Source organism: Sphingomonas sp. (assembly GCF_965200135.1).
In the GTDB taxonomy this organism is placed as follows: domain Bacteria; phylum Pseudomonadota; class Alphaproteobacteria; order Sphingomonadales; family Sphingomonadaceae; genus Sphingomonas.
In genome coordinates, this window is sequence record NZ_CBDATK010000010.1 from 22,375 (window position 1) to 29,254 (window position 6,880).

At 70.1% G+C, this 6,880-nt stretch carries 5 protein-coding genes; 2 read left to right on the top strand and 3 right to left on the bottom strand.

The features are described from left to right. Positions 1 to 67: 67 nt before the first annotated feature. Together ACOFKS_RS13045 and ACOFKS_RS13050 are read left to right on the top strand one after the other, a co-directional pair. Entirely contained in the window at positions 68 to 2,476 is a 2,409-nt protein-coding gene (locus ACOFKS_RS13045) for a TonB-dependent receptor (protein WP_419809688.1), read from the top strand. A 46-nt stretch (positions 2,477 to 2,522) separates the two neighbouring features. Then, positions 2,523 to 3,755: a multidrug effflux MFS transporter gene (locus tag ACOFKS_RS13050; RefSeq protein ID WP_419809689.1), complete on the top strand. Its 1,233-nt coding sequence runs from the start codon at positions 2,523 to 2,525 to the stop codon at positions 3,753 to 3,755. A gap of 7 nt (positions 3,756 to 3,762) precedes the next feature. On the opposite strand, the gene ACOFKS_RS13055 is transcribed toward ACOFKS_RS13050, so the two are convergent. The 3 genes from ACOFKS_RS13055 to ACOFKS_RS13065 all read right to left on the bottom strand — a co-directional run. Continuing rightward, the gene (locus ACOFKS_RS13055) at positions 3,763 to 4,065 is read right to left on the bottom strand and encodes a hypothetical protein (RefSeq protein ID WP_419809690.1); all 303 of its coding nucleotides are present in this window, start codon (positions 4,063 to 4,065) and stop codon (positions 3,763 to 3,765) included. 74 nt (positions 4,066 to 4,139) lie between these two features. Continuing rightward, complete coding sequence (locus ACOFKS_RS13060) at positions 4,140 to 5,639, bottom strand: efflux transporter outer membrane subunit (protein ID WP_419809691.1); 1,500 nt, start codon at positions 5,637 to 5,639, stop codon at positions 4,140 to 4,142. A gap of 3 nt (positions 5,640 to 5,642) precedes the next feature. Then, the coding region (locus ACOFKS_RS13065) for an efflux RND transporter permease subunit (protein WP_419809692.1) at positions 5,643 to 6,880 on the bottom strand (1,238 nt) is incomplete at its 5' end.

A 6,880-nucleotide genomic window follows, 5' to 3' on the forward strand; every position in this document is an offset into this window, starting at 1 on the left:
GAGGTCGAACGGGCTGGCAGGTGTGTCAATCTCGTTGTATGCCTATGAATACAACGAGGGGTTTGACATGACGAAGGCAGGACGGGTGACGGCGGCCGCGATCGGTGCGCTGGCGGGATGGGGCGTGCCGGCGACGGCGCAGGTCGCGGCGAGCGCGCTGGCGGCGGACCAGGATCGCGGCGACGACGAGGTGCCGACGGTGATCGTCACCGCCCGACGCCGCGCGGAGGACGCGCAGGCCGTGCCGGGGTCGCTGTCGGTGGTCGGCGGCAACCTGCTCGACCAGAGCTATACGGTGAACACGCAAGGGATCACCACGCTGATCCCGACGCTCAACTATTCGTCCGCCAACCCGCGCAATACCGCACTGACGATCCGCGGGCTCGGGTCGAGCGTCGTCGCGGTCAGTCAGTCGAACGACGGGCTGGAGCCGGGCGTCGGCTTCTATGTCGATCAGGTCTATCATGCGCGACCTGCCACCGCCGCGTTCGACTTCGCCGATATCGAGCAGGTCGAGGAACTGCGCGGGCCGCAGGGCACGCTGTTCGGCAAGAATACGACGGCGGGTGCGATCAACGTCACGTCGCGCGCGCCGACGTTCACGCGCGAGGGCTATGCCGAGCTGTCCTATGGCGATTTCGACTTCGTGCAGGCACGCGGCTGGGCGTCGGGGCCGATCACCGACACGGTCGCCTATCGCATCTCCGGCGTGTCGACGCGACGCAATGGCGTGCTCGACAATGTCCGCACCGGCCGCGCGGCGAACACGCTGGGCACGCAGGCGGTGCGCGGGCAGCTGTTGTTCAAGCCCGACGAGCGGTTGCAGACGCGGGTGATCGCCGACTTCACCAATTTCGACGCCTATTGCTGCACGCAGGTGTTCGTCCGCGTCGGCACGACGCAACGTGCGCCTGCGCGACAGTTCGGCGGGCCGGCGGGGCTCGCCGCGCAGTTCGGCTACACGCCGCCCAGCACCAACCCCTATGACCGCGTCGTCGACATCGACGGGCCGCTCGGCTCCACCACCAACGAGGGCGGGGTGTCGGCGATCAGCGACCTCGACCTCGGCTGGGGCACGATCACGTCGGTGACGGCGTGGCGCTTCTGGAACTGGGACGCGGAGAACGACCGCGATTACACCGGCATCCCGATCCAGCTGTCGCAGCACATCCCGTCGCGCCAGGACCAGTATAGCCAGGAGCTGCGGCTGGCGTCGAACGGCGACCACCGGCTGACCTATGTCGTCGGGCTGTACGGGTTCCGCCAGCGGCTGACCGGGCGACCGATCAGCATCTATGGCCCGGCGGCCGCGCGGTACCTGATCGGCACCGCCACGGGCACGGGGGCGGCGGCGGTGGCGGTGCCGGGGAACCTGCTCGACGGCTATGCCCAGGACGGCAGCACCGACTTCCGCAGCCGGAGCTATGCCGCGTTCGGCGAGGCGAACCTGCGGCTGGTCGACCGCGTCACGCTGACCGGCGGGCTACGCTACACGCACGAGGACAAGGACGGCTATTACTCGACCTTCACCTATGGCGGCCCGGCGATCACGGCGCCGACGCCCGCGCAGGCGGCGGCGCTCAACACCGCGCGGCTGGGGGTGCTGCGCGGGCAGAGCTATCAGGCGCACGACCGCGACGGCAGCCTGTCGGGTCGCGCCAATTTGGCGTGGCAGGCGAGCGACGGCGTGCTCGGCTATGCGAGCTATGCGCGCGGGTTCAAGTCGGGCGGGATCAACATGTCGGGGCTGCCGCTCAATGCCGCCAACCAGCCGGTGCTGACCACCGCCGTGGTCCGGCCCGAGCTGAACACGACCTACGAGGTCGGGTTGAAGACGCGGGCGTTCGACCGGCGGCTGGTGTTCAACGTCGACGCCTTCTACACCCGCGTGCGCGATTTCCAGGCGACGGTGGTCGACAATTCGCAGACGGTGGCGCTGCGCGGCTATCTGTCGAACATTCCGCGCGTGACGGTGAAGGGAGTGGAGGCGGACGCCACCGCGCTGGTGATGCGCGGGCTGTCGGTGCGCGCCGGCGTCGCCTATGCCGACGGGCGCTACACCGATTACCCGGCCGGCCCCTGTCCGCTGGAGTCGCAGACCGCCGCGACGACGGTGTGCAGCCTGACCGGCAAGCGCCTCGCGTCGCTGCCGCGCTTCGCGGTCACCGCCGGGATCGACTATGCGGTGCCGATCGGCAGCGGGTCGGTGTTCCTCCACGCCGACACCGCGTCGCGCAGCGGCTACAACGCCGACCCGACGATCTCGCGCTTCACCTATGTCGGCGCCTACAACCTGACCAACGCCAATATCGGCTATCGCTTCGGAGACGGTTTGGAGGTGGCGGTGTTCGCGCGCAACCTGCTCGACGCCGACTATCTCCAGAACCTGACGGTGCAGGCGGGCAATTCCGGACTGATCGTCGGCACGCCCAGCGATCCGCGCACGATCGGCGTCACGCTGCGGTTTCGGGGATGAGCCGCTAGGGGTGGCGGGGGAGCGCCGCCTTCCCTAGGCCGCAGCGGTGAACGCCTCCCCTCCCCCTTTCCGGATTTCCGGCCATGAGTTCGTCGCGTTCGTCGCGGCGATCATGGCGGTGAACGCGCTGGGCGTCGACCTGATGCTCCCCGCGCTGCCGCGCATCGGCGTCGACCTGGACGTCGCCGGCGCCAATTCGCGGCAGTGGATCATCACCACCTATCTGTTCGGCTTCGGGCTGGGGCAGCTGGTCTATGGGCCGCTGACCGACCGACTGGGGCGGCGGCCGGTGCTGATCGCGACGCTGATCGGCTTTATCGGCGCCAGCCTGTTCGCGGGCGCGTCGGCGACGTTCCCGGCGCTGCTGGCGGCGCGGCTGTTGCAGGGGCTGTTCTCCGCCTCCACCCGCGTGCTGTCGGTGGCGATCGTCCGCGACCGTTATTCGGGGCGGCAGATGGCGCGGATCTCGTCGCTGGCGCAGATGGTGTTCTTCCTGGTGCCGATCCTGGCGCCGACCATCGGCCAGGGGCTGCTGGCGCTGGGGCCGTGGCGCTTCATCTTCCAGGCGCTGGCGGGCTACGCGGCGCTGGTGCTGGTCTGGTCGGCGTTGCGCCTGCCCGAGACGCTGCCGCCGGAGCGCCGCCGTTCGATCTCGCCGGCGTCGCTGTGGGAAGCCTATCGCATCATCGGCACCAACCGCTTCACGATGGGCTATGCGATCGCGGGGTCTCTGACCTTCGGCGCGATCATCGCGTTCGTGTCGTCGGCGCAGCAGGTGTTCACCGACACCTTTCACCAGGGCGCGCGCTTCACGGTGCTGTTCGGGGTCTGCGCGGCAGCGATGGGCTTCGCGTCGTTCCTCAACAGCCGGCTGGTCGAGCGGCTGGGCACGCGGCTGATCTCGCAGGCGGCGGTGATGGGGCTGATCGCGCTGTCGCTGGTCCACATCGCCATCGAGGCGGCGGGGTGGGAGACGCTGTGGACCTATGTCGTGGTGCAGGCGCTGAGCATGACGTGCATCGGGCTGTGCGGGTCGAACTTCGGCGCGATGGCGATGGAGCCGGTCGGCCATGTCGCGGGCACCGCGTCGTCGGTGCAGGGCTTCGTCACCAGCATCGGCGCGGTCGTCGTGGGCTCGTTGATCGGCCAGTCCTATGACGGCACCACCATGCCGCTCGCGATCGGCTATCTGTGCGTCGGCGTCGGCGTGCTGGGAATCGTGCTGGTGGTGGAGGGCGGGCGCCTGTTCCGGCCGCGCATGGCCGCGCCGCAGGGGTAATCCCGGCTCAGTTGCGCGTGTGCTTGCCGCCGTAGCGCTGACCCATATAGCTGGTCAGCCGGTGCATCAGTCCCGACGCGCTGCGCGCCGACTCGGCGCAGCACGGCAGCGGCACCTGGCTGGTGCCGCGCGCGCGGCGTTCGACCTTGCGGGTCAGCTCCTCCAGATCGGCGCGGCTGAGCAGGTTCTTCTCGCGCATCACGCAGAGCAGGCTCTGCAGGATGATGAGGCTCTCCTCGCCGGGATCGGTGTGCGCCTCGCCCGCGAGGTCGCCGCCGTGCTGGGCCGAGATCGGAACCACCGATGCCATGACAATTGCTCTCCTGTCGTTTTCACGGCAGGATACGCCGATGGCGGCGGCTGGCAAGTGCCTGCGATCGCGACCTAGTCCAGCCCGCCGCCGAGCGCCCGATACAGCTCGACCAGATTGGCCCCGCGCGCGTAGCGGGTCGTCACCAGCTGCTGGCGCGCGCCATAGGCGGTGCGCTGCGCGTCGAGCGAGGTCAGGAACGAGTCGACCCCGGCACGATAGCGCGCGTCGGACAGCCGGGCGGCGATCTGGGCGGCGTTGGCGCGCGCCGACTGCGCCGAAATCTGCTCGTCGATCGTGCCACGCTGGGACAGCGCGTCGGCGGCCTCGCGAAAGGCGACCTGCACCGTCCGGCGATAGGTCGCGACCGCCGCCTGTTGCGACGCGCGGGCATAGTCGAGATTGCCACGGTTGCGGCCGCCGTCGAACAGCGGCAGCGAGACGGCCGGGCTGGCCGAATAGGTAAAGCTGCCGCCGCCGAACAGCCCGGTCAGCGCGGTGCTGATCGTCCCCACCGCCGCCGTCAGCGAGATCGTGGGGAAGAACGCCGCGCGCGCCGCGCCGATATTGGCGTTCTGCGCGATCAGCTGGTGTTCGGCCTGCAACACGTCGGGACGGCGCAGCAGCACGGTCGAGGACAGGTCGGTCGGCAGCACCTCGATCCCCGCGCGCGCGTCGCCGAGCGCCACGGGCAGCAGCGCCGGCTCGACCGGCCGCCCGACCAGCAGGTCGAGCGCGTTGCGGTCCTGTGCGATCCGCGTCCGCAGCACCGCGATGTCGTTGCGCGCGGCCTGATAGTTGGTCTCCGCCTGCCGCGACTCGAGTTCGGAGGCGACGCCGATGCGGAACTGCGCGGTGGTGAGGCGCAGCGTCTCCTGGAACGTCCCGAGCGTCTGTTGCGACAGCGCCAGCTGATCCTCGTCGGAGGCGATCGTCAGCCAGGCGGTGGCGATCTCCGCGATCAGGCTGATGCGGGTGCTGCGCTGCGCCTCCTCGCTGGCGAAATACTGTTCCAGCGCCGCCTTGCTGAGGTTGCGGACGCGGCCGAACAGGTCGAGCTCGAACGCCGAGAAGCCGACATTGGCGGAGTAGAACTCCAGGTTCGACGAGCCCGTGCCCACCGCGCCGCCGACCGTCCCGGTGCCCGTCGCGCCGGTGCCCGAGGTGCCGCCGGTGCCGGTCGTCGCGCCGGCGGCACCGGTGGCGCCCGCCGCGCCGACCGGGTTGTTGGTGTAGGTCCCCGATCCGGTTGCGGCGGTGGTCGGGACCAGATCGGCGCGCTGGACGCGATACTGCGCGCGCGCCTGCAGCACGGTGGCGGCGGCGAGCGCCAGGTCCTGATTGTTGTCCAGCCCGTGCTGGATGACCTGACGCAGGCGCTCGTCGACGAAGAACTGGCGCCAGCCGATCTTCGTCACGTCGCGCGCGTCGGTGGCGGCGACGGGATAGACGCCGCCCTGCGGCAAGGCGGCGGGCACCGCGCCGACCGGCCGCACATAGGTCGGCGCGAGGTTGCACCCGGCGAGCGCGGTGGCGCCGGCGAGCGCCAGCAGGCGAGGGAAGCGGGTCGTCACGGCTCAGGCTCCCTGCGGCGTCGGCCGCGCTCCATCGGGCGGCGTCCGCCGCGTGTCGTCGTTCGACATCGGCCGCGCTCCGTCGTCCGACGTCGGCCGCGCCTCGTTGTCATGGTTCGACCGGGCGTCGTCGTCGCGCCGCCGCCCGAAGAACCGCATCACCACCACGAAGAACATCGGCACGAAGAAGATCGCCAGGATCGTCGCCGACAGCATGCCGCCCACCACCGCGCGGCCGATCGCATTCTGTCCGCCCGCCCCCGCGCCGGTCGCGATCGCCAGCGGCATCACGCCGAAGATGAACGCGAGCGACGTCATCAGGATCGGCCGCAGCCGCAGCTTCGCCGCCTCCACCGCCGCGTCGAAGGCGTTCATGCCGTCGCGCATCCTTTCCTCCGCGAACTCGACGATCAGGATCGCGTTCTTGGCCGCGACGCCGATCGTGGTGATGAGCCCGACCTGGAGGTAGATGTCGTTGGACAGCCCCGTCAGCGTCGCCGCGATCAGCGCCCCGACGATGCCCAGCGGCACCACCAGCATGACCGAGATCGGCACCGACCAGCTCTCGTACAGCGCCGCGAGGCACAGGAACACGATCAGCAGCGACAGGCCGAACAGCGCCGGTGCCTGACCGCCCGACAGCCGCTCCTCGTAGCTGAGCCCGGTCCACTCCAGCCCGACGCCCGGTGCCAGCCGCGCGCGCATCGCTTCCATCGTGTCCATCGCCGCGCCGGACGAGATCCCCGGCGCGGCCTGACCCAGCAGCTCCATCGCGGGCTGACCGTTGTAGCGGGTCAGCTGCATCGGCGCCTGTGCCCAGGACAGCGTCGAAAAGGCGCTGAACGGTGCCATCGTGCCGGTCGACCCGCGCACATACAGGTCGCGCAGGTTCTCCGGCGACATGCGATACGGCCCGTCCGCCTGCAGGTAGACGCGCTTGACGCGGCCGCGGTCGATGAAATCATTGATGTACGATCCACCCCAGGCGGTCGAGATCGCGCTGCTGACGCTCGACAGGTCCAGGCCGAGCGCGCGCGCCTTGTCGTGGTCGATATTGACCTTGAGCTGCGGCGCGTCCTCGACCGCGTTGGGACGGACGCCGACCAGCGACTTGTCCTGCGCGGCCGCGCCCAGCATCGCGTTGCGCGCCGCCAGCAACGCGGCGTGGCCGACGCCGCTCTGGTCGACCAGCTGGAGGTCGAAGCCGGTGGCGTTGCCCAGCTCCTGCACGGCCGGCGGCA